The sequence below is a fragment of the Clostridium sp. OM02-18AC genome (assembly GCF_003481825.1).
Lineage (GTDB): Bacteria > Bacillota > Clostridia > Lachnospirales > Lachnospiraceae > Brotaphodocola.
Genome location: NZ_QULW01000029.1, coordinates 1 through 21,995, shown reverse-complemented (window position 1 = coordinate 21,995; position 21,995 = coordinate 1). Strand labels below are relative to the sequence as shown.

Sequence of the window (21,995 nt, the reverse complement as noted above, 5' to 3'; positions counted from 1 at the left end):
TCGATTTTGCTTGCGTTTCAGACGCTTTCATCTCGGCAATTGAATAACCGAGGATTCCCACTTGTTATCCTAAAATGGCATTCATGGGTGTCCGGATATCATGCGACATATTAAAAGGAAGGTCGTCTTCGCCTCATTCGCGCTTTCCGCAGCTTTATAGGCGATCTGAAGCCGCTCCTTTTCCAGTTCCTGCCGCTTTTCCTCACTCACGATCCTGGTCACATAAAGTATATGGGTCAGCTGACCATACTCATCCCGCTTTTTTTCGATGAAACGTGCCTCATGCCAGTTTCCATCTGCGGCATGGTACTCCATCTCAATCGTTTCGGTATTTGCCAGCCTCCTCGCTACGGTAGAAAGATCAAAGAACTTTTTCACTGCCTTACAGTATTCCGGTGCTACAAATTTATGGCACAGTTCGTTCATTTTCTCCTGGGCCTTGCCGGAATGACCGGTCACCAGGTGAATCGAATTGTCGCTGGAAACTTCTTCGTAAAAATCATGAAGAAGATCGATCCGGAAAATTGCAAAATACAGCTTGCTCACCGAAGAAATGATTTCATTTTCCAGCAGAGCCTTATTCTTGACAGCCTCTGCTTTTTCAATGACCTTGCAAAGCACATCATAGGTTGCGTGCTTCTCATCCATATTCACGACAAAACCATCCAATATACTTATTTCATACTCCAAAGTCCCGGTTCCGGTTCTTTATTTCTGCTTCGGATTGCCTCAATATCATTTTGCAATTCCAGATTTTTCTGCTCTTCTATCTCCTGTCTTCGATTTTCATCGATCAGACGGTACGTATATAAAACCTTTTGTACGGTTCCGTCTGAATTCCGTTCCACCTCAATAAAGCTTCCTCTCACCCAGCCGGAAATAATGCCCTTATACTCCTGATCAATACAATGCTCCTTCTGCATCCGATCAGATAACGTATCCAGATTGGTAAACGCCAGCATCTTCTCCAAATATTCTGGCTGAACCGTCTTTCGCATCGCAGTTTCCATCGCTTCTTTGGCAGAATCGATTTCTTTGATCAAATGGAAGACCTTGTCCGCTCTTTTCGCAGGAATATAGCAATCCTGCACCAGATCGATCAAAAATACACCGGTATATGCAGCCAAAAGAGCGCTTGATATCCTATTATCTATGATGATCTCGTCTTTCAAATCCCATTTCTCCCCAGTACTTTATTTCTTCTATGTATACTACCGTTTGCCAGGCAGTGAAAGGATAAGATGCTGATAACGGGAATTTGCTTTTTCTGTTTCGGAATGATAAAATCAGATTATCTATTTTATACGAAAGAAAGGATCTTTTAGATTGACTGATCGTGAGCTTTTATATATCAAAACCATTGCAGAAGAACACAATATTACCCATGCCGCCCAAAAACTATGTATTGCACAGCCATCATTAACGCAAAGTCTTCAGCGGATTGAACGTTCGCTGAACTGTTCCCTGTTTCATCGCCAGAAAAATGGATTTTTTCTGACTCCGGAAGGTGAATTATACTATGAGACTGCCTGCCAGATGTTAACCCTCTGGGATAATTTTCTGAACCAGCTTTCAGACCGTAATAAAATGAATGGAGGCATCCTGAATGTCGGTGCCTCCTGGTATAATACATTATTAATTTTAACTCCGATTCTGCCGGAATACCGGAAAAATTATCCATTCGTCGATGTCCGTCTCGCGGAACAGAAAACTTCTGAGCTGGAACAATTGCTCAGCCAGGGAAAGCTGGATCTGATCCTCTCTCATCAGTATCCGAAAGAATACCCATCGAAAACCAGGTTGACCTCAAAAAAATTGGTGGAAAAACCATTGTTGAAGGAATCCTTCTGTATTGCCCTTCATTCCAAGTATGGTTTTTTATCGGAATCCCAGGATCAGACACTCCCGATTCTTCCACTGGAAGTGTTAAAACACGTTCCGCTCATCCGCTTCAGTGAGCGGCAGCGAATCCGCCATATTTGTGATTTCGTTTTTGAGCAGGCCGGGTTCTTCCCACCAACCGCCCTGACGACTTATAGTTTTCCAAGTGCATTGGAACTCGCCGCCCAAGGCGTTGGTGCTGTCATTTTACCGGAACATTATCTCAAAAAACAGCTGGATGATTTTAAGGATCTTCAGGTTTTTCTGATCGATCCGGCTTACCATGCCTGCTGGATTTCTACGGTATGCTATTATCAGTCTGACTACCTTCCAGTTACCGTTTCAACTTTTCTGAAATGCCTGGAGAAGCATTATTCTAATAATGGATCATAGTAGCAGCCATCAGCAATACAATACCAATCAGTACCCACATCGCAAATAATTTGATGATGAAACTGAACCACTTGGTAAATGGAATATTGGCACAGCCTACAAATCCCATAGTTGCTGCTGCATGAGGAAGGATGAAGTTACAGAATCCATCACCAAAGTTGAATGCAAGAACTGCAGTCTGTCTGGACATACCTACCAGATCGGCTACCGGGATAAAGATTGGCATCGTAACTGCAGCCTGTCCACTTCCGGAAGTAACGAACAGATTCACTACGATATGCATTAAGAACATCACTGGAGCTTGGAAAATTGACGGAACATATGCCAGACCATTTGCCATGGTATTTACTACGGTATCCATAACATTTCCTGCAGATAAAATTCCAGAAATTGCATAGGCAAAACCGATTAAAATTCCAGTAGGTGCCATTCCTTTTACGCCATTGCAGAACTGTTTGCACATTTCATTGACCGGCATCCGATAAGCAATTCCTGCTAATAAGCCCATATACAAAAAGATGGTTGCAGAACTGTGGAAAGATAAGTCGGAAAAGATTGCCACATAAATCATATACAAAAGTGCGATTACAACCACAATTGCTACCGGGATATGACGTTTTTCAAATGCAGGCAGATTGTCTGGATCAAAATCGCCAAAATCTACTTTGTTCCCGTAAATATAGCTTTTCTTCGGATCTGCTTTTACTTTATTTCCGTAAACTACAATATAAATAATACTGACAATCAAAAATGGGATCATACAAAAAAGACGATATCCCATTCCGGAAAATACCGGCAATTCTGCGATTGCCTGAGCTGTTCCGGTATTGGATAAGTTCATGGCACCACAGGAAAAACCGACGGCACCACCCAGCATAATGATAGAAATACCAACCATGGCATCATAACCCATTGCAGTTGCCACAATGATTCCAAGAGGTGCAAATGGAATAAAATAATTTAAGTTGATCGGAATACATAAAAGAGCAAATAAGGTCATTAAAATGGCAACAACCACCCACTCTTTTCCTTTCGCCTTTTTACTAAAGGTACATGCTGCTCCCTGAAACATTCCGGTTGCCAGCACAATTCCAAGTCCACCACCAGCACAAAGAAGTGCATAAATAATGGAACCGGCACTCTGTAATCCTGGGAATACATAATCCAGGATTGTGAGCGGATTAACCGGCGTCTGTTCTACGTAATTAAAACTTCCCGGTACAACTACGGTCTTTCCAGCGTCATTGACAACACGCTCAAAGTTTCCACCCGGGATCAGGTATGTTAACAACGAAGCTAACACCATAGCTGCAACAATAATCGCCATAGAATGAGGCACTTGAAATTTCTTTTTTTCTTTCATCGGTTATTCCCCTCTCTTCTCTAACCATCCGGCAATCCATTTTGCGATTTCCAGATTGTTCTTCTCCAGCATCATCATATGTCCATTTCCATGAATCCCGATATTCTCCAGACGTACAAAATCATGTGCCACGCCAGCCTGTTCCAGTACTTTGGATGTCAAATGATCGTAACCCGCATGATATGAGGATTCGCTGACCATCAAAAGAATCGGAATTCCCTGCAATGCAGGAAGTTTGTGATACGGTGCTTTCATCACCCATCCGTCATTGAGATCTTCTTCCGGAGCCTTCAAAAGTTCCACGCTTAATTCATTTTTGTCTGCTACCGGCGGATCAAAATGCATGGGAAGATCTGCAATTCCATATTTTTTTACAGTAGCATTTGTAATATCATTGGAAAATGGCGGTCCGGATGGCTCCAGCGCCACAATTCCCTTCACCAGTTCCGGCTGATCATCGGCTAACAGCCATCCAAACGGTCCGGCCTGGGAATGGGTCATCAAAATAGCTGGTCCAGTGATCTTTAATAATTCTCTTCCTGCCTCCAGCACCAGCTTCTGAGAATCCTTATTGCTTGGAAGATATTCCACCTGAGAACTGAGAAACTGCTCCAAAGCTTCTTCCCCTTCCGGCCACTGGGTATGTTTCTTCGATTGCGGCCATTTTCCCTGATCAGAAGTAAATCGTTTTAAGGATTCGATGGAATGGTGCATCGTCTTTCCATTCACATCCGGATGCCATGCAGAACGTCCTCTGGCTGGCTGCTCTGCCAAATATACCTCATATCCATGAGCCACAAAATAATCTGACCAGCCCATGCGGCCATCCGGTGTAATCAGCCAATTGACATTGGTCTGACCAGCCCCATGGAACATGATGATCGGATATGGATGTTTCTTTTCCACCGGTATATAAACTTCTACATACATCTGATTACAGTAATACTGATTTTCACCGTCTCCTGTTTTTTTACCACCTACATAAAAAATTCCTCGTTCTTTTATATGACTCTGATTGATCAGAGGAATCTTCACTTGCATATACCTTATCTCCTTTTTCTTTATTGACGCGTCCTTGTATTTACTATAATGCAAGTCTGAGTGTGTGGAAAATATCAAAAGAAGATACTGATATAGCATTTGCCTATTGTATTATTTCTCCAAGCGCTCATAACATTTCGCGCTGTCTAACAAAAAGAGCCATGCACCCATACTGAAATCATTCAGCAGCGTGCATGGCTCTCTATCTGTTTTCTGTTTTCCTTACCACATAATGCTCTGCCTCTACTAATGCTTAATTACTGCACTTCCGTCAGAATACCCAAAGTAAACACTGATGTTGCCTCCGTCTGCGGTATTTTCGAAAAAAATCACAGTACTCAGTCCTCTCCATTCACATCAATCTGGCAGCTTCTCATTGTTTCCAGTGCTGCCTTGTGTTTTTCCGGTGTCACCCCTGCGCAGCAGCTTGCATCCACCGATATCACAGCCTCCGGATATTTTGCTTTCAGGATCAGTGCATTGGATACCACACAGATATCCGTGCAGACACCAATCAGTTCAATCTCATCCTGAGTTCCAAAGTCATCCCAATGCATCCAGCCGAAAGTCGGTTTATCGACGTATTCACAATGTTCTGTTTCGAGTCCCGGTACAATCTGCCACCCCTCTGTACCCTGAAGACAATGTTTCACCGGAAGTTTTTTGCCTTCAGGGGTATCCAGATAATTTTCTCCGTGTGTATCCCGTGTAAAGATAATCCGGTCTCCACGATCTGCATACTGTTTAATTTTATTTTTTACATTCGGAACAATTTCTCTGGCCTCTTTGCTGCCGAGGGAACCGGTCACAAAATCATTCTGCATATCTACTACGATTAACACTTTGCTCATAGCGCTTTTTCCTCCCCAAGTACTTTAATTTCTTTTTCTGTATTCTGTTTTTATCTGCGCACTCATTCTGCCCTCTATGGATTGCATTTCTTACACGGATCATACCCGGCAGCAATAATTGCATCCCTGCTCTCAGATAAAGCTTTTTTATTACTTTCCTTCATCTGTTTCACGGATGAGCAAGAGGGACGATGAAATTTCTTCGTATTGGTATTGAGGATATAGGTTTCTGTGATCTTTGCAGTTTCTACGGTTTCTGTACTGTTCTGCTCTGACGATGCAGTTTGCGTGACCTGCTCTTTTGTTGATTCACCTTGGAAATCAGAACTATCGCCTGTTGTATAATCAATCTCGATTCCAGGCTGCACATTGTAAACATACACGCAGAAAAGAACTCCAGCACCTTTATCCTCTACAGACTCTGCCTCCATTAGCACACCAGAAGCCAGCAGATTGTTTCCTTCAAAAATTGGTGTCACACGATACAAAACATGGTTTCCGGTTTCTTTGATATAGTCTGCTGCCATATTTTCGAAAGGCAGCATTCCCTGAACGTTTAAATATCTGGTACCTGTAATCAGATTCTTCTCATTGGCATTCTCCGCTGTAAGCTGATAACCAATCAGATGACAACGATTATAGAGATATTTTCCGTCTACATTATCATATTTAATGGTATGCCAGCCTGACGGTTTCACTTGCCCGATTGCTCCGCGTTCCTGTGTCGGCATCAAATCTGTTCCGACAGATGCGTATGCAGTCCCACATCTTCCGAGTGAATCCAGATCACTGTAAGTCTCGAAAGAATCTTCGGTCAGATCCGTATCCGCAAAATACGGTTCATTGTCGTGAACAACGATATATGGCTGACCAGAATAAGCCGGTACTGCTGCCAGGTCAAATGCCGATGTTCCAGCCAAGACACGGTCTGCAACATGCGACTCTGTAGACACAACAGCCGCTGTTTCCTGCTGTGGTACCTGAGCACAAGCTGATACCCCCAATGATACAGCAGACAAAAGTCCCCATAACCACATATTCAGTTTTCTCATATTCAGCACCTCTCCAAGCACTTTTTCTTTTATTATACTACCATTTGCCAGGCAGAGAAAGAAAAAACGCAAATCAAGATTTTTCCCGCCGCGCGATCAGCTTATAAAACAATGCCGAAAACAGGCAAAGCAGTACAATCGAAAGAACTACGCAGTCCAGCTGGAATACCTGGCTGCCATAAATGATCAGATACCCCAGACCTCTCCTTGCTGCCAGGAATTCTCCGATGATCACACCAACCAGGCATAAGCCCACATTCACCTTCATATTGCTCAAGATCAGCGGCACGGACCCTGGCAGCAATACTTTCAATAGCACATCCTTTTTGCTGCCGCCAAGGGCGTAGATCAGACGGATCTGATCCGGATCCATCGAGGAAAAACCGGTGTGCAGCGTCAGGATTGAGCCAAACACGGCAACGGATACCGATGCCGCCACAATGGTGTGCACATGGCTTCCCATCCAGACGATCAGCATTGGGGCCAGGGCCGATTTTGGCAGGCTGTTTAACATGACCAGATATGGTTCCAGAATTTCCGATGCACTCCGGCTGGACCATAAAAGCACCGCCGCCAGGATTCCAACCACCGTAACGATCAAAAAGCTTAACACGGTTTCAAATAATGTAATTCCGATGTGGGAAAAGATACTCCCGTCCCGCACCATCTTCCAAAAACAAAAAAGAACCCTGGAAGGGGAACTGAATATGAAATCATCGATCATATCCAGTCTGGTACAGAGTTCCCAGAGGGCAAGAAATAAAACAAGGAGCATACTTCTTATGATTCTTACCTTTCTCTTATGCAGTTTTTCCTGTTCCATATATGCTTCCTGAAACCGGATCATGGACTGAGACTGTGCGCTTTGATCGGACATTTTCCATCCTCCAGTGTTGTCTTCCATATTATAGTATGTCAAAGATGTGTTGCTGGGCACGCATGCATGGACACGGAGCATCCAATGTGCCGCCGATACTGCCTTCCTATGCCATGCAGCACAAAAGCCACCGTAGCTTTCCTTCCAGAAAGCTGCGATGGCTTTTCCATCTTTTTCTTTACGTTTTTGACATGTTTCCAAACCTTAGTTACTCAAAAATCCCTTACCAATGATCTCGCTGGAGTTGGAGATCAGGATAAATGCGGTCGGCTCAACTTTTTTGATATAGTTACGCAGGCGTACCGCCTGGCTGCGTTTCATGGTTGTCATGATGACGGTCTTGCTGTGATGGGAAAACGCCCCCTGTGCCTTGTAAACGGTGGCACTGCGGTTTAAATCTTCTATGATAAAGTCACAGATCGGGTCCGGATGATCGCAGATGATATTAAAACACTTGCAGAGATTGATATTCTCGATGACTCCGTCAATCACCAGGGATTTCGCCATCAGACCCAGGGATGAATACAGACCTGTAGTCGGTCCAAATACAAAGAAAGACATCAAAACGGAAGTAAGGTCTACCACCAAAAGTGCGGTTCCGATGTTCATGCTGGAATGTGCCTTTAAGATCATGGCGATGATGTCCGTTCCACCGCTGGAAGCGCCAATGTTAAACAGGATTGCAGATCCGATCGCCGGAAGGAAGATTGCAAAGATCAGCTCCAGCATCGGCTGGTCGGTAATGGTTCCTGTCATCGGCATAAAGCGATCCAGCGCACTTAAACTAAAGGACATGAGCATACTGGAATAAACCGTTTTAATGCCCACATCGGTTCCTAAAAACAAAAATCCCAATACCAGAAGACCGGTGTTTACAATAAAGGTAAAGTCACTGGCATTCATTCCGGTCAGTCTGCTGACGACGGACGAAAAGCCGGTAACACCGCCAAATGAAAAGTTATTTGGAAATTTGAAAAAGTAAATTCCCACAACCATGATCCAGATGCTCACCGTGATCAGTGCGTATTCCACGATCTTGCGTTTGACCGGATCTTCGATGTTCTGTGTAGCCATAATGTTCCCCCTCTGCCAGAGAGACTATAACTCGTTCCTATTCAAAAAACAAACACTATTCTTATTGGCTTTATTACAGCATTTCTATTGTGCTATTTTCTTGTTTTTCTTTTGTCAGGCTGTAGTGTGCGTCTGTCTTTTCTGGAAAGACACATCACGATCCATCCTGCCCTGTCTGCTGCCGGCCGCCGCCCGTCCAGCTTTGTCTAGGCGTCCGGCTGTCTTCCGCCATGCTCTGCATTTCCTTAAATTTCTTTCCCTTCGGATCGACCCGCTGCCACAGCGTGTATGCTTTGGTTGTTTTCGCATCGTTCCACGGCACCGCCTCGCCCAGACAGTACGGGAAATAAAGGTCGGCATACATCGATGCCATCTCTGCCTTTAAGTCATCCGGCACCATGGTGATGGTCTGCTTTACCTGTTCCTGGATCACGGATTTTGCATACTGCAAAGACCAATCTGCAAAATTCAGCAGTTCCGGATTCTCCGATCCGTTTGCTTTCGCCCATGCAGCCACATCGGCCTTGCGGGTCTCAAAGGTCATGTTATCCTGAAGATCCCAGCTCAGCATGCCATACTGGTTGCCCGGGAAGGAATACGGACTTAACACGATCTCATGAATGCCATCCTGCGTTTCTTCCAGTCCCGGTCCGGTCACATGCTCCCGGATGCGCTGCACATGCAGATGACCGCTGATATAAAGCGGCACCTGGTACTTTTCCAGCAGCGCCGTCACCTCCGGCCCGTTTTCCATCTCACACTGGGTTGTGAACAGTCGGCTTTCCTGAAGCAGGTTGTGGTGCGCCAGCACAATTACCTGAATGCCATGCTCCTTCGCCACCCGCAGATGGGTTTCCATCCACCCCAATGTCGCATCGCTGATGCGGCCCTCCACATGGTTCCCGTCATCGTAGATGCAGGAATCCATCATCAACAGCCAGTGGGACGGATCTAACGGGTACACATAGCTTAACGATGCCTCATCGCGGTTCGGAGACTGGTCATAGCCAAACTCATGATAGATATCATAAAAATCCTTTCCGCTCTCCAGATATTCTGCTTTCTCCCGCTTATCTCCAAAATAAGTCGAAGCATTTTTATTCTGGATGTCGTGATTTCCCGGGATCACCACGACCGGAATCCCGGCATCCTGCACCTTCTGAAGCTTCTTTGCAAGAAGCTCATGGTTGATGCGCTCCCCGTTCAAGGTAATATCCCCGGTCAGAGCCAGTGCCGTGGGGTGATTCTCGATTGCTGTCTCCACCAGCGTATCCAGCATTTCTTCGCTGTACTGGTCAATCTTTCCATCGTCATGCTCCACCATGCTCCAAAACGCTTTTCCATCATCATGGGTAGTGGAACTCATATAATGAAGGTCCGAAGCCAGCATCAGGGTCGGCGGCTCGTAAGGTTTCTCCTCTTCCGTTTCCGCTCTCTCCCCAGATGGTTTCCGGTGCCTGCGCCGCTGCCGCCGGTATTCCGCCAGCCACTTCTGGCGTTCTTTCTCCAGGCGGGCCTGACGCGCTTCTTCGGACTCCTGGTCATACTCTCCGGTGCCGCTCTCTGAACGTTCTGTCCCCTCTTTTGTTTCATCCAATCCGTTCTGCTGTCCGGACGTACCGTTGTTCTTGTCACTGTTTGATTCTTCTTTTCCCTGATCTGCTCCGGCCTGCGCACTGCTTTCCTGCCCTGTTTTATCCTGCGGTGAACTGCTTCCCTGTTTATTTAACGCACCAAGGAACCACACGATTCCAATACAGATCAAAAGGAGTGCCCCGTAGATCAGGGCTGTGATTCTTTTGTAATGCTTCATATTCTGGTCTTATCCTCTTTCCGTCTGGAGTGATGCCGGAATTTCCGTAGAAACAATCATTCTGGCAATCGCCTGTCGTCACAGCAGATACGCATGTGCTCTGAATATTGCCTCGTAATCAGCGGACGCGCCACTAGCGCCTCCTCGATATGCCAGGCAAAAAATGGCGGACGGCATCACTACCGCCCGCCATCATATCACAGATTGACGAAAAAAGAAAGTTTGTTACTGTTCACATACGCAAACAATCCGAAACGTTTGTTACTGTTCACGCATGCGTGCCCAGCAACAAACGTTTGCATTAAATAATATCATTCACGCAGATTGCGCCGTAAGGACGGATGCTCATGCGGTATGCACTGCCTGCGCCCATGGCATGCTCAATGTAGTCGATGTACTCGTCCACGATATCATTTGGCAGCATCGCCATGATGACACCTGCAAAACCGCCGCCGTGAATGCGGCATGCACCGCGCTGTTTTTCCGCGATGAACAGTTCTGTCAGAGCCAGCGCAATGGAGATTCCCTGCTCCTGCACGCTGGCTGTCGTGTAGCAGTTCTGCAGCCACTTCCAGGAAGAGTTTCCGGATGCGGTAATGTTGGTTAAGAAGTCCTCAAAACGTCCCTCCTTCAAGGCTGATACCTCTGCCTCAACGCGCTTGTTCTCCTCAAAGAAATGAAGAGCACGCATCACGGAACGGTCTCCGGCAAAAGCACGGACCTCCTGGATGTTGTCGATCACCTGCTGCTCCGTCACTTCCGCGCAGACTTCCTTGCCAAAGAACTGGGCTACCTTCTTCATTTCATTCGGTACAGAGGAATAATCCGCACTTAAATCTGCATGGCCTTTTCCGGTCTGCACGATGATGAGGCTGTGGTTCTGGGATGCAAAATCGAAATCGATCTGCTCGACCTTCGGCTCAGCCGGCTCTAAGAAATCGATGGTGATCAGGCCGCCCACGGCGCATGCCATCTGGTCTAACAGGCCGGAGGTCTTATCCCAGTACACATTTTCCGCATACTTTCCGATGTGGGCATAAGCTACGGTATTCATGCGTCCATCGTTGAAGAAACGGTTTAACATCGAGCAAAGAAGCATTTCAAATGATGCAGAAGAGCTCACACCGGCAGAACTGATGACATTGCTGGTAATGTACGCATCAAAACCGCCCACTTCATAGCCCGACTGCTGGAAGCCCTTTAACAGCCCCTTTACCAGATCGATGGTTCCGGCCTTCTTGGCACTCGGCTGCAGCTCATTTAAATCGATGGTAAATTTCTGGTTGAAGGTTTCGCTGATGATGTTGACCTTGCTGGAGTCATTCTTTGCTGCGATTCCCACACAGTCTAAGTTGATGCTTCCGGCCAGAACCTTGCCATGGTTGTGGTCGGTATGGTTGCCGCTGATCTCCGTTCTTCCCGGTGAACTGAACATCAGGATATCCTTCTCTCCAAAACTTTCCTGAAATTTTTTCACCAGCTCCTCATAACGGCTGATATTCTCGTCCACGTGTCCGGCTCCGTATAATTCGGTCATGCGGACTCTGGCTGCTTCTGACTGTAACAATTCCAATGTTTTTGCTGCGTTCATCTTAACCCCTCCATATTTCATGGCTTTTGCTTTCTCGCCTTTTGGCTTTTGGCTTTCTTCCCTTTTGGCTTTCTGGCCTTTTTGCCCCTCTCTTTTGATTTCTGACTGCCTGCCCAATGTATGCACCGGGTAAGCTGTACAGCCACCTTGTTTTCAGTATAGCACAGCGCTTGTTTTTCCGGCAATACAATATTCTTTTACATATCTGTGTTTTTTTACGCTGCCGTTTATGCGTTGCGCATGCGGCAGCAACTTTTTGCAAAAAGAATCCGCTCCACGCATTGCGCAGACAAAAAGAATCCGTTATGCTATACTATCTATATGAGTGAAAAAAGAACGTAACTGTGAAGCTACCGAACAGTTGCGAAAGAATCACTGCGAAAGGAAACATACCTCACCCATGAACTGGAACGGCAAACCCTACCACTCCCTGGACTTTGAGATGAAGTCCCGCTTCGGCCAAAAGGTTTACAAAATTGCCTTAGATGGCCATATGACCTGCCCCAACCGGGACGGAACGCTCGGCACGCGCGGCTGCATTTTCTGCAGCGAAGGCGGATCCGGCGATTTTGCCGCGCCGCTTGCATTTTCAGAAGCCTCCGGATTTTTAGAATTCTCCATAGCTTCCGCCGTAAACGCACAGATCGAATCTGCCATCCTGCGCATCAAAAATAAGATGGGAACGGCGCCAGACGCCTACATTGCCTATTTTCAGTCCTACACCAACACCTATGCCCCGCTTTCCTATCTGGAAGCACTCTTTACCGCTGCCATCCGCCATCCGAAGGTGGTCGCGCTTTCCATCGGCACGCGACCGGACTGTCTGTCGGATGAGGTCGTAAAGCTGTGTGCCCGTTTAAACCAGGAAAAGCCGGTCTGGCTGGAGCTCGGCCTGCAGACAATCCATGAGGATACCGCCCGTTTCATCCGCCGCGGCTACCCGCTCTCCACCTTCACCGATGCTCTGAAAAGACTGAGGGCAGAGAACCTGGAAACCATCGTCCATGTCATTTTGGGTCTGCCCGGTGAGAGCCGGGAACAGATGCTGCAGACAGCCCGCTATCTCGCCGGACAAGACATTCAGGGCATCAAACTGCAGCTTCTCCATGTATTAAAGGGAACGGATCTTGCCACTGTCTATGAACAGCATCCATTTCCTGTCATGGATCTGGATGAATATCTGAATCTGGTCATCGACTGCATCGCCCTGCTGCCGCCGGAGCTTGTCATCCACCGGATCACCGGGGACGGACCGAAAAATCTCCTGATTGCGCCGCTCTGGAGCGCAAATAAGCGCCTGGTGCTCAATTCGCTCACCAGACGCTTCAAAGAACGCGGGATCACTCAGGGCTGTGCGCTGACTGCGCCGTCCGCCCCGATCGATACGCCAAACGATATGCTTTCTAAGTATTGATAAAACTGTGTCATTTCCCCGGAATCCGTCAGCATGCGGGTATAGCCGCCCGATGAGGTTCCCGGAAGCAAGCGAAGACTTAGGTTTTCTCCCTGAAACTCCGCCTGCACCAGCATGGTTTTCGGGATGGAACTGCCAAACACAAAGTTTCCAAGACTGTAAAAGATTGGTTTCCCTTTATAATACTCGATGCCCTGCAGCACATGCGGATGGCTTCCGATCACCAGGTCTGCCCCGGCATCGATGTAGCGCTTCGCCAGCGCCCGCTGGTATTCCTGCGGCTTTTCATCGCGCTCGATGCCCCAGTGGATCAGGACCACCACCTTTTCTCCATCTGCATGGCAGCTCGCGATCTGCTGGAGCAAAGGCTCTACCGAAACCTCATAAGAGGACAGCATGCCCGGATGCCCGTTCGTGGCCGCCCAGCCAGCTTCCGGGATGACGCGGGTGGCTCCAATCAGCGCCACCTTCTGTCCATTCTTCTCAAACACAACCGGCTGTTTCGCCGCATTCAGGTCTTTTCCGGCGCCGGTATGCAAAATCCCGGCACCATCCAGTACCTCACAAGTATCAAGAAGTGCATCTACCCCATAATCCAGTGCATGGTTATTGGCCAGTGTCACGGCATCGATTCCCATTTCCTGAAACAGGGAAACCTTTTCCGGTGCCAGACGGAAGGTATACTGCTTGTCTGCTGCCTGCGTTCCGCGGCTGCTGAACGGAAACTCCTCATTGACTGCAAAATAATCGACGGACTGGATTGCATTCCGGTAATTCTGGTCCAGGACACCGGAAATTCCGCCTGCCCGGCTGTAGGCATTCAGCACATGGTCTGACAAAAGCACGTCACCAGAAAAGAGAATCGACATGGAAGCGCCAGAGTCTTCTGAAAATTCGGCAGCTTTTCCGACCAGATTTTCCGGAAGTTCCCCCGGATTTCTTTCCTGATCCCCGCCCGGATTGTTCGCCTGGGCCCCGTCCGGATTTTCTCCCCTTGCCGCTCCGGCATCAGCTGCTTCTGTCTCCAGCACAATCTCCGCTGCCGTATTCTCACCGGAATCTTTTTCTGTCCCGGCTTCTTCTTTTCTGTTTTCACTCTGCCCGGCACCGTTTTCGGCTGTCTGTGCAGTCGTGATCTTCTCATAGGATCCATAGCCACACCCCGGCAGGGATAGTAGCAGCAGCAATGCTGCCACCAGCACACCGCCCCGGTAATTTTTCCGTCTTTTTTCCGGCTTTGTGGGCTGCACATACCAGTTTTTCCACATTTTGTCCGTCATATTTATTCTCCAATCCACTTTACAGCCTCATTCACAAGAAAATGAGATAAAAATGCGCATCTTCGCGGAGCATTTTTATTTCTCAGGATGCAATTTCCCGTGAAGCACGGAATCAGAGCATCAGTTCCGTGATCAGTTCCCATGTAATCTCCTGTTTTTCCATTTCCTGCTGCAGGGCTTCTCTCGCCTCCAAAGGCGCCATGAAACACAGTCCGCAGCCAGCGGAAATGGCACTGGGAAGCGGAATGATCCGGCCCGGAAGTCCTGCTTCCTTCATGGCTTTCTCCATGCGGATGGCCATGACCGTGTCGCGAAACGTAATGATCAGATGAAGTTCTTTTTTCAGCATCTTATCCCTCCCAGGCCAGGATCCGCATGGCTTTTACGGCCTCCTGTACTTCTTCCATGGTATTAAAATGGGAAAAGCTGAAGCGCACCGCGCCCTGCTTTCCGGTTTTGAGTGCTTTATGCATGAGCGGCGCACAATGACCGCCGGAGCGGACTGCTATATCAAACCGCTGCATCAGCTCATCGGCAACTGCGGCAGAATCATAATCTTTCAGGTTCAGCGTCACGACCGGAGTCCGGAGTGCAGCCTCAAAATCTCCGTAAACCTGAATCCCCGGCAGATTCCGCACTCCCTCATAAAAGGCACGCGCATACGCATCTGCCTGCCTGAAGATGGCATCGGTTCCCTTCTCCAGAACGTATTCCACTCCAGCCAGAAGACCTGCGATCCCAGGCATGTTCAGCGTTCCTGCTTCCAGGAGTGTTGGCATCTCATCCGGCTGTTCTTTGTCAAACGTGCGGATTCCCGTGCCGCCCACACGAAACGGTTTCAGTTTCACGCCTTCCCGCACACAGATCCCGCCCATTCCCTGGGGTCCTAAAAGTCCCTTATGACCGGAAAAACACAGCACATCGATCTGCATCCGCTCCATATCAATCGGAAGAAGACCTGCACTCTGGGCTGCGTCCACCACAAATAAAGTGCCATTTTCATGGCAAAGTGAGCCAAGCTTTTCCAGGTCGTTCACATTGCCGGTCAGATTCGAGGCATGGGTACAGACCAATGCTTTGGTATCCGGCCGGATACTTCCCTGCAAAACATCCAGGCACAGCCGCCCCCGTTCATCACAGGGAACGATGGTCAGCTCCACGCCCTCTTTTTCTTTCCGGTACAGAGGACGCAGCACGGAATTATGCTCCATCTGCGTCGTGATCACATGGTCTCCCGGCTCAAACAACCCCTGGATGGCCATGTTCAGACTGTCCGTTGCATTCATGGAAAATGCCACCTGGTTCGGATGCGGATACCCAAACAGTTCTCCCAGGCGGCTTCTCGTCTCCACGGCCAGACGCAGTGCCTGCAAAGATGCCTCATTGCTTCCCCGCGCTGCATTGCCGACACTGCCGGAAACCAGGACCTTATAAACGGCATCGGCCACCGTCTCCGGCTTGTGCAGAGAGGTGGCCGCATTGTCCAGATAGATCATGGCCGTACAACCAGGTCAGCTTCTGCCATGGTCTGTGCGATCACATACATGTTGGTGACACCGCCAACCTGTAATTTTTCGGTCAGTCCATAGTAGTTTAAGCAGGTACCGCAGGTCAGAATCTGCACGCCTGCTGCTTCCAGCTTCTTCAAATCTTCGATGGAATCGGAGCCTTCGCAGGTCAGCTTTGCACCGCCGTTGTAGAATAAAATCGTATCCGGCAGAGTCTCAAGCTGGGTCTGGGCAAATAAAAATCCTTTGATGAGGACCTTACCAAGCTCTTCATTGCCCTCGCCCATATGATCTGCAGTCACGGCAACTACTGTTTTTTTCTTAGCCGGTACCAGACAGCTGTCTGCCGGGATCTCTTCGGCAGATTTCTCCTGACCGCTCACATGAAGGACCACCTTCCAGGTTTTCTCTTCCGTTTTGGAGGACTCTGCGCCATATCCCATCTGACCAGCCATCTTCTCCAGGTTCTGTACCGCGATCTCGTTATCTACGAGAACCTCTACATCACCTGCACCATTTAAATTTTTGATTGCCTCTTTCGCTTTCATTAACGGAATCGGGCAAACATCGCCTCTTGCATCTACAGTTGTCATCGTTTTCTTCCTCTCCTTCTGTTATCGTTCATGCTGCTTTCCATCCTGCCTGCTTCCTATAGCACCGTGATCTCCTTCTGAAATCCGGCATCTCCCGGCTGGATCATTCTTCCCACGATCTGTGCCGGAAGTCCAGCCTCTTTTAATTCCTGTAAGAGCGCTTTTCCTTCCTCCTGCGGCACTGAAAACAGCAGCCCGCCGGAAGTCTGCGGGTCAAATAAAATTTCTTCTAACGGGAACGGAACACCCTTAAAGTCCACAAACGAGCCTACATGATTGCGGTTTCGCTGCCCGGCAGCCGTGATCATAAAGTTTTCCGCATGGGTGTATGCCTCTTTGATATACGGAATACTCAACGTGTCCACCACAGCCCACAGACGCTTGTCCAGCATTTCATGCAGATGACCCAAAAAGCTGAATCCGGTCACATCCGTACAGGCATGTACCGTATACCGTTTGGAAATGGCCGCCGCATATTTGTTCAGCGTAGTCATGGAAGCTATCGCCTCTGCCATGGCTTCTTTTGATGCCACTCCCACGCGGTTTGCGGTATTCATGATCCCGACACCCAGCTTTTTCGTCAGGATCAGCACATCGCCTGCCTGTCCGCCATTATTTTTATAGATCCGGTCCGGATGTACGACACCGTTGACGGAAAGTCCATACTTCACATCCTTGTCGTTGATGGAATGTCCGCCGCAGAGCACAGCTCCGGCCTCCACCACTTTCTCCGAACCGCCCCGCATGATCTCTCCGAGCACATTTAAGTCCTCATCCTGCGGGAAACATACAATGTTTAAAGCACTGATGACCTCGCCTCCCATGGCGTACACATCGCTCAGCGCATTTGTGGCCGCGATCTGGCCAAACACATACGGATCTTCCAGCATTGGCGGAAAGAAATCCAGGGTCTGCACCACAGCCACGTCATCGCTGACGCGGTAAATGGCAGCGTCATCGCTGCTGTCAAACCCGACCAGCAGGTTTTTATCCGGTGCGCCGCGCTCGATCCGGCTCAATACCCGCTCCAGAATATCCGGTCCAAGCTTCGCCGTACAGCCGCCGCTGCTGCAAAATAAACCTCCTGCCATGCCATGCCTCCTTTCCGGAATTTTATAAATCTCATGATAGCACATGGATATTTATCTGTCCACTGACTTTTCCTTACGCCCACAGCCAGCGTTCCACCAACACTTCATACACTTTCTGGCACCGGCGGATATCTGCCTCATCCACGTACTCATCGGCCTTGTGTGCCATAGCAAGGGTGCCAGGTCCGTAAGAAAGGCAGTTACAGTTTCCGGTCATTCCGGCAATGACCGCCGTATCGGTGTAACCCGGAAATGCAGAAACCACCGGTGCTTTTCCGGTTGCTGCTTCTACGGCTGCCTTGAGACATGCCAGCAGCTTTGCATCTTCATGATGTGCGATCGGCGGGCGGTTTCCGGTAACTTTTATTTCTGCCTGTAATCCCGGGATTTCCTTTGCCGCATCCTCTGCGGCAGCTTCCAGAAGTGCCTTCACATCCCCGATGTGATAAGGCGGAACCACACGCATATCCACAGACACCTTACATTCTGCCGGAACCTGGTACGGATGGACGCCGCCCTGGATCTCGCCGAACACGATCGTGGATTTTCCCAGGAACGGGTCTTCCTTTAATTCCTTCATCCGATTGCGGGCAGAAGCCAGCAGATATGCCATTCCGGCGATCGCATCCATGCCCTGCTCCGGACGGCTTGCATGAGCCGCCTTTCCATGCATGGTGACTTCAAACCAGTATCGTCCCTTGTGGGCAGTCTGGATCTCACCGTCTGTCGGCTCGGTATCCATTACCAGGCTGTCTTTCGTCACCCAGCCAAGCTCGATGACACGCTCCGCACCGGTCATGTCCCCTTCTTCATCACAGGTTCCGATCCACTTTAAGGTACGCTCCGGAACTTTGCCGGTGTCCTTCCTCTGCGCTGCTGCCTCCAGAAATGCACAAAGGGCAGACGCCAGGCCGGATTTCATATCGCAGGAACCACGGCCAAAGAAACGGCCATCTTCCCCATCCTCTCCCAGTGGATTCTTTGTCCAGCCACCGGCGACCGGAACGGTATCCATGTGACAGATAAACACCAGTTCTTCCTTTGTTTCTCCCGGAAGGACCGCCATCAGGACCGGACGTCCATCCTTCGTGTAATCCTTTTTCAGTTCTCCGCACTCCGGGAGTGCTGCCTTGATCTCCTGCTCCAAAAATCCGGCGATCTCATGCTCTTCTTTTCCCGGATTTGTGCTCTCAATACCGACTAATTTCTTCGTCCATGCCACTGCATCCGTATTCTGCATGTCTGTACTTCCTTTCTTTCCGCTTTTTGCGGGCTGTATCCGTCTCCGGGGCTTTTCCAAAGCTCCGGACCAGATCTTCTAGTTTTACCTTATTCTGCCAGAGAGCTCGTTCCCCGCTTCAGATACTGTCCTTCCCCGCGTGTTCCGGTAAAAGTGCCATCCGAAACGATCTCTTGGCCACGCAGGAATACCTTCTCGATTGAACCAGTCACTTTCCTGCCCTCATAGCAGGTGTAGTCTGCGTTGCCGTGCATCTTCTCCGTGGTAATGGTCCACTCTTTTTTCGGATCGATGAGTACCAGGTCTGCATCGGAACCTGCCTGGATGGTACCCTTCTTTGGATACAGGCCTGCGATTCTCGCCGGATTGGTGCAAAGGTAATGCACCAACTGCGGGATTGTCAGGTGTTCTCCCTTTACTGCCTCAGAAAACATCAGCGGCAGACGTTCCTCCACACCCGGAGCTCCGCTCGGGCACTGGGTAAAGTCTTTCGCGCCCTGCTGCTTTTGTTTGGCAAAGGTAAATGGGCAGTGGTCAGTCGCAACTGCATCCAGTTCCCCATCCTCCAGCGCCTGCCAGAGCGCCGCATTATCCTCTTTCTTTCGAAGCGGCGGTGCCATGATCGCCTTTAAGCCCTCCTGATCATCTGCGTAGCGGTCATCTGTCAGAAACAGATACTGCGGACAGGTTTCCACGCCGAAATGCTTCTGTCCGCGTCTTCTCGCACGGCGCACTTCCATGAGTCCCTGTTTGCTGGATAAATGTACAACATAAACCGGTGCTTCCCCTGCTGATTCTGCCAGATACAGGAAACGGTTCACGGCCTCAGCCTCAGTCTCGGCCGGACGGCTGAGCGGCTGGTAGCGCGGCTGGGTATGCCCCTCCTTCACAAATTTTTCCCGGTAATAGTTCACCATACCGTCATTCTCACAATGGGAAGCGATCAGAATGCCATCTTTTTTCGCCTGGGTTAAAATCTGCATCAGTTCTTTATCATTCAGTCCGTAGCCATAGGTCATGTAGACCTTAAAACTGGTGATGCCCTCTTTCTCTGCAATCTCGCCCATCTCTTCCAGTACCTGCGGATTTACATGCTGGAACACTCCGTGGAAACCATAGTCTACCACGGCGTTGCCGTCTGCCAGCTTATGATATTCCCTGACCTGATGCCACAGGCTGCAGTCCTTTGGTCCGAATGCCATGTGATCCACAATGGAGGTGGTGCCGCCGCAGGCAGCTGCAATGGTTCCAGTGTAAAAATCGTCAATGACGCGGGCGATCCCCACATCCAGATCCATGTGGGTATGGATGTCTACCGCTCCCGGTAAGACATACTTTCCAGATGCATCAACGATTTCAATCTCTGCATCTGCCGAACCCAGTTTGCTCTCATGTTCCGCAAGACCAGTCCCGATTTCACGGATCACGCCGTTTTCGATCAGAATATCTGCTTCATAGACACCGCTCTCGGTGCAGAGCATTCCGTTCTTCACTATCGTTTTCATCGTTTTCTTCACTCCTATTTCTGTGCGAAAATATTTTGGTTTTACCCCTGTATGCAACTTTAACCGCAAGAGCGGACAGACCACTCCTGCGGTTATTTTGTTGCTTTGCATATCGAGGAGGCGCCAGTGGCGCGTCCGCTGATTGCTTTGCATATTGTATCTGTGTTATTTACTGGTGAATTCTGGTACCGGTCAGACCGTTGATACCATCTTTTGCTTTTTCAAGCAGGGTAATAAGAGACTCGCGTCCCGGTGCAGACTCTGCAAATGCGACAGCAGCCTGTACCTTCGGAAGCATGGAGCCCGGTGCAAACTCACCAGCCTCGATATACTTCTGTGCAGTCTCCGGAGTCAGCTCAGACAGCCACTCCTGATCCGGTTTGCCGAAATGAACGGCAACCTTCTCCACTGCGGTTAAGATGATCAGGCAGTCTGCATTTAACTGCTCTGCCAGCTTCTCTGCTGCAAAGTCTTTATCGATGACTGCTGCAGCACCCTTTAAGTGATGGCCCTCGGTTACGAATACCGGGATACCGCCGCCGCCGCAGGCAACAACTACATAATCATTTTCTACCAGATTGCGGATGGTGTCAATCTCGATGATAGACTGTGGCTTCGGGGAAGCAACCACACGGCGGTAGCCGCGTCCTGCATCCTCTACAACCTTGTAGCCCTGCTCTGCAACCATCTTGTCAGCCTCTTCCTTGGTCATAAATGCACCGATCGGCTTGGTCGGGTTCTCGAATGCCGGATCCTTTGCATCGACCTCTACCTGGGTCAGGATGGTGGTGCAGCCCGTGGTGATACCGCGGTCTAACATTTCCTCGCGCAGCGCATTCTGAAGGTCATAACCGATGTAGCCCTGGCTCATAGCCACACATACAGACAGCGGGCACGGAATATATTTTTCCGGATTGGAACGGGTCAGCTCGGACATGGCATTCTGGATCATGCCAACCTGCGGTCCGTTTCCATGTGCAATTACCACTTCATTTCCAGCCTCGATCAGATCTACGATTGCGGAAGCTGTTTTCTTTACTGCGATCATCTGCTCCGGCAGGTTATTCCCCAATGCATTGCCGCCCAGAGCGATTACAATTCTTTTTCCCATAACATGATCTCCTGAAGTCCGCCTTCTCCTACGGACTATATTTCTTATTGTTCATTTTCAAAGCAGTGATGGCAGCCCGTTTAAGGACTGCCACCGCTTTTGCTGCATCGCATGTCAGGGAGACGCCAGTGGCGCATCCGCTGACAGAGCAAGTTGTTGTATAAAAAGGGGGTGTACCCAATTTACTGATGTAACATAACCGGTCACCTTACCGGTTACGGTACTGCCGTGTTGGCAGATTAAGCCATATGTCTCTCGGTTGCTTTCTCAGCCAGCTTTGCAAGAGTCTCCTGCGGGCACTGCTGTTTTGCAAGCAG

The 21,995-nt window shown here is 49.1% G+C and carries 20 protein-coding genes; 2 read left to right on the top strand and 18 right to left on the bottom strand.

The window, feature by feature from the left end:
- Nucleotides 1-81: 81 nt before the first annotated feature.
- Together DXB18_RS15675 and DXB18_RS15670 are read right to left on the bottom strand one after the other, a co-directional pair.
- Nucleotides 82-648, bottom strand: a complete 567-nt coding sequence (locus DXB18_RS15675; RefSeq protein WP_207665802.1) for a hypothetical protein — start codon at nucleotides 646-648, stop codon at nucleotides 82-84.
- A gap of 26 nt (nucleotides 649-674) precedes the next feature.
- On the bottom strand, nucleotides 675-1,172 hold the full coding sequence (locus tag DXB18_RS15670) for a hypothetical protein (RefSeq protein WP_147355253.1): 498 nt from the start codon (nucleotides 1,170-1,172) through the stop codon (nucleotides 675-677).
- A 154-nt stretch (nucleotides 1,173-1,326) separates the two neighbouring features.
- Between DXB18_RS15670 and DXB18_RS15665 the strand changes: the two genes are divergently transcribed.
- A complete protein-coding gene (locus DXB18_RS15665) occupies nucleotides 1,327-2,274 on the top strand; it encodes a LysR family transcriptional regulator (RefSeq protein WP_118708858.1) in 948 nt (315 codons plus the stop codon).
- On the opposite strand, the gene DXB18_RS15660 is transcribed toward DXB18_RS15665, so the two are convergent.
- The 8 genes from DXB18_RS15660 to DXB18_RS15625 all read right to left on the bottom strand — a co-directional run bounded on the left by DXB18_RS15660 (nucleotide 2,258) and on the right by DXB18_RS15625 (nucleotide 11,936).
- Nucleotides 2,258-3,637 carry a Na+/H+ antiporter NhaC family protein gene (locus DXB18_RS15660; protein WP_118708856.1) on the bottom strand — a complete coding sequence of 460 codons (1,380 nt, stop codon included), beginning with the start codon at nucleotides 3,635-3,637 and terminating at the stop codon, nucleotides 2,258-2,260. The two genes, DXB18_RS15665 and DXB18_RS15660, sit on opposite strands and share 17 nt — an antisense overlap.
- 3 nt (nucleotides 3,638-3,640) lie before the next feature.
- Nucleotides 3,641-4,678, bottom strand: coding sequence for an alpha/beta hydrolase (locus DXB18_RS15655; RefSeq protein WP_207665801.1), 1,038 nt, complete (start codon nucleotides 4,676-4,678; stop codon nucleotides 3,641-3,643).
- A gap of 338 nt (nucleotides 4,679-5,016) precedes the next feature.
- Complete coding sequence (locus tag DXB18_RS15650) at nucleotides 5,017-5,529, bottom strand: isochorismatase family cysteine hydrolase (RefSeq protein WP_118708854.1); 513 nt, start codon at nucleotides 5,527-5,529, stop codon at nucleotides 5,017-5,019.
- Between the two features lie 74 nt (nucleotides 5,530-5,603).
- Nucleotides 5,604-6,581, bottom strand: coding sequence for a DNA/RNA non-specific endonuclease (locus DXB18_RS15645; protein WP_118708852.1), 978 nt, complete (start codon nucleotides 6,579-6,581; stop codon nucleotides 5,604-5,606).
- 73 nt (nucleotides 6,582-6,654) lie between these two features.
- Nucleotides 6,655-7,458: an ABC transporter permease gene (locus DXB18_RS15640; RefSeq protein WP_182430613.1), complete on the bottom strand. Its 804-nt coding sequence runs from the start codon at nucleotides 7,456-7,458 to the stop codon at nucleotides 6,655-6,657.
- A 204-nt stretch (nucleotides 7,459-7,662) separates the two neighbouring features.
- Nucleotides 7,663-8,532, bottom strand: coding sequence for a YitT family protein (locus tag DXB18_RS15635; protein ID WP_118544296.1), 870 nt, complete (start codon nucleotides 8,530-8,532; stop codon nucleotides 7,663-7,665).
- Between the two features lie 154 nt (nucleotides 8,533-8,686).
- Complete coding sequence (locus DXB18_RS15630; protein ID WP_118708850.1) at nucleotides 8,687-10,345, bottom strand: metallophosphoesterase; 1,659 nt, start codon at nucleotides 10,343-10,345, stop codon at nucleotides 8,687-8,689.
- 301 nt (nucleotides 10,346-10,646) lie between these two features.
- Nucleotides 10,647-11,936 (bottom strand): galactokinase family protein, encoded by a 1,290-nt coding sequence (locus tag DXB18_RS15625; protein ID WP_118708848.1) that lies wholly within the window; start codon nucleotides 11,934-11,936, stop codon nucleotides 10,647-10,649.
- Between the two features lie 400 nt (nucleotides 11,937-12,336).
- Here DXB18_RS15625 and DXB18_RS15620 point away from each other — a divergent pair, with 400 nt between their 5' ends.
- The gene (locus DXB18_RS15620; RefSeq protein ID WP_118708846.1) at nucleotides 12,337-13,350 is read left to right on the top strand and encodes a TIGR01212 family radical SAM protein; all 1,014 of its coding nucleotides are present in this window, start codon (nucleotides 12,337-12,339) and stop codon (nucleotides 13,348-13,350) included.
- On the opposite strand, the gene DXB18_RS15615 is transcribed toward DXB18_RS15620, so the two are convergent.
- From DXB18_RS15615 to arcC, 8 genes are all read right to left on the bottom strand, one after another.
- Nucleotides 13,281-14,630, bottom strand: a complete 1,350-nt coding sequence (locus DXB18_RS15615) for a CapA family protein (protein ID WP_347560909.1) — start codon at nucleotides 14,628-14,630, stop codon at nucleotides 13,281-13,283. The two genes, DXB18_RS15620 and DXB18_RS15615, sit on opposite strands and share 70 nt — an antisense overlap.
- A gap of 112 nt (nucleotides 14,631-14,742) precedes the next feature.
- Nucleotides 14,743-14,979 carry a DUF3343 domain-containing protein gene (locus DXB18_RS15610; protein ID WP_118544300.1) on the bottom strand — a complete coding sequence of 79 codons (237 nt, stop codon included), beginning with the start codon at nucleotides 14,977-14,979 and terminating at the stop codon, nucleotides 14,743-14,745.
- 1 nt (nucleotide 14,980) lies between these two features.
- The gene (locus tag DXB18_RS15605; RefSeq protein ID WP_118544301.1) at nucleotides 14,981-16,126 is read right to left on the bottom strand and encodes an aminotransferase class V-fold PLP-dependent enzyme; all 1,146 of its coding nucleotides are present in this window, start codon (nucleotides 16,124-16,126) and stop codon (nucleotides 14,981-14,983) included.
- Nucleotides 16,123-16,731: a sulfurtransferase-like selenium metabolism protein YedF gene (yedF, locus tag DXB18_RS15600; protein WP_118544302.1), complete on the bottom strand. Its 609-nt coding sequence runs from the start codon at nucleotides 16,729-16,731 to the stop codon at nucleotides 16,123-16,125. Before yedF ends, DXB18_RS15605 begins: the two co-directional genes overlap by 4 nt.
- Before the next feature lie 56 nt (nucleotides 16,732-16,787).
- A complete protein-coding gene (gene selD / locus DXB18_RS15595; protein WP_118708844.1) occupies nucleotides 16,788-17,822 on the bottom strand; it encodes a selenide, water dikinase SelD in 1,035 nt (344 codons plus the stop codon).
- Between the two features lie 73 nt (nucleotides 17,823-17,895).
- Nucleotides 17,896-19,062: a M20 family metallopeptidase gene (locus tag DXB18_RS15590; RefSeq protein WP_118708842.1), complete on the bottom strand. Its 1,167-nt coding sequence runs from the start codon at nucleotides 19,060-19,062 to the stop codon at nucleotides 17,896-17,898.
- Nucleotides 19,063-19,151: 89 nt separating this feature from the next.
- The gene (gene hydA / locus DXB18_RS15585) at nucleotides 19,152-20,567 is read right to left on the bottom strand and encodes a dihydropyrimidinase (RefSeq protein ID WP_118708840.1); all 1,416 of its coding nucleotides are present in this window, start codon (nucleotides 20,565-20,567) and stop codon (nucleotides 19,152-19,154) included.
- A 169-nt stretch (nucleotides 20,568-20,736) separates the two neighbouring features.
- Nucleotides 20,737-21,678, bottom strand: coding sequence for a carbamate kinase (gene arcC, locus DXB18_RS15580; RefSeq protein WP_118708838.1), 942 nt, complete (start codon nucleotides 21,676-21,678; stop codon nucleotides 20,737-20,739).
- Nucleotides 21,679-21,995 lie beyond the last annotated feature (317 nt).

Coding starts and splice junctions, on each gene's coding strand:
- DXB18_RS15675 (WP_207665802.1), bottom strand. CDS start 648: ATGGATGAGAAGCACGCAACCTATGATGTGCTTTGCAAGGTCATTGAA.
- DXB18_RS15660 (WP_118708856.1), bottom strand. CDS start 3,637: ATGAAAGAAAAAAAGAAATTTCAAGTGCCTCATTCTATGGCGATTATT.
- DXB18_RS15655 (WP_207665801.1), bottom strand. CDS start 4,678: ATGCAAGTGAAGATTCCTCTGATCAATCAGAGTCATATAAAAGAACGA.
- DXB18_RS15650 (WP_118708854.1), bottom strand. CDS start 5,529: ATGAGCAAAGTGTTAATCGTAGTAGATATGCAGAATGATTTTGTGACC.
- DXB18_RS15645 (WP_118708852.1), bottom strand. CDS start 6,581: ATGAGAAAACTGAATATGTGGTTATGGGGACTTTTGTCTGCTGTATCA.
- DXB18_RS15640 (WP_182430613.1), bottom strand. CDS start 7,458: ATGTCCGATCAAAGCGCACAGTCTCAGTCCATGATCCGGTTTCAGGAA.
- DXB18_RS15635 (WP_118544296.1), bottom strand. CDS start 8,532: ATGGCTACACAGAACATCGAAGATCCGGTCAAACGCAAGATCGTGGAA.
- DXB18_RS15630 (WP_118708850.1), bottom strand. CDS start 10,345: ATGAAGCATTACAAAAGAATCACAGCCCTGATCTACGGGGCACTCCTT.
- DXB18_RS15625 (WP_118708848.1), bottom strand. CDS start 11,936: ATGAACGCAGCAAAAACATTGGAATTGTTACAGTCAGAAGCAGCCAGA.
- DXB18_RS15620 (WP_118708846.1), top strand. CDS start 12,337: ATGAACTGGAACGGCAAACCCTACCACTCCCTGGACTTTGAGATGAAG.
- DXB18_RS15615 (WP_347560909.1), bottom strand. CDS start 14,630: ATGACGGACAAAATGTGGAAAAACTGGTATGTGCAGCCCACAAAGCCG.
- DXB18_RS15610 (WP_118544300.1), bottom strand. CDS start 14,979: ATGCTGAAAAAAGAACTTCATCTGATCATTACGTTTCGCGACACGGTC.
- DXB18_RS15605 (WP_118544301.1), bottom strand. CDS start 16,126: ATGATCTATCTGGACAATGCGGCCACCTCTCTGCACAAGCCGGAGACG.
- yedF (WP_118544302.1), bottom strand. CDS start 16,731: ATGACAACTGTAGATGCAAGAGGCGATGTTTGCCCGATTCCGTTAATG.
- selD (WP_118708844.1), bottom strand. CDS start 17,822: ATGGCAGGAGGTTTATTTTGCAGCAGCGGCGGCTGTACGGCGAAGCTT.
- DXB18_RS15590 (WP_118708842.1), bottom strand. CDS start 19,062: ATGCAGAATACGGATGCAGTGGCATGGACGAAGAAATTAGTCGGTATT.
- hydA (WP_118708840.1), bottom strand. CDS start 20,567: ATGAAAACGATAGTGAAGAACGGAATGCTCTGCACCGAGAGCGGTGTC.
- arcC (WP_118708838.1), bottom strand. CDS start 21,678: ATGGGAAAAAGAATTGTAATCGCTCTGGGCGGCAATGCATTGGGGAAT.